Source organism: Streptomyces sp. PTL18 (assembly GCF_059510295.1).
Genome location: NZ_JCAJZO010000142.1, coordinates 1 through 459, shown reverse-complemented (window position 1 = coordinate 459; position 459 = coordinate 1). Strand labels below are relative to the sequence as shown.

Sequence of the window (459 nt, the reverse complement as noted above, 5' to 3'; positions counted from 1 at the left end):
GCGCTGCTTGAGTTCGGCTGCGGCGCGTTCGCCGAGGGCTCGGATGCCCCTGATCAGGCTGTTCGTGGTTCGCGTGTTGGGGTGCAGAGCTTGCTCGGACTGGCCCTTCGGGCGGCGGACCGGGACGAGGATGCCGATTCCGGCGCCGATGTAGCCCTTGTCGGCCAGCGTGGGCAGCCCGTTGCCCGCTGCCTTGTACAGCGCGGGCAGGGCGTGGATGCGGGCCGCGGTGATGTCGGGCGTGGAGCCGGGCTCGACATCGGAGATCCACAGCGGGGTGCCGTCGGGGGCGGCCAGGAACTGCACGTTGCCGCCGAATGCCTTGTGTTTCTGGCTGAACCACAGGTCGTTGCCGTTGTCGCGGACACCGGCGAGACGGTCTGTTTCGATGAGCGTGCCGTCGAGGATCACGTGGGTCATGCCCTCGCGCCGGCAGCGGTCGAGGACCTCGTGCAGGTC

Annotated in this window: 1 protein-coding gene; it reads right to left on the bottom strand. The window is 69.1% G+C overall.

Annotated features, from left to right (window positions below; translation table 11 throughout):
* Window positions 1–459, bottom strand: a 459-nt coding sequence (locus tag AC5WS8_RS39380; protein WP_496108274.1) for a transposase family protein, incomplete at both ends; no start/stop codon positions are given.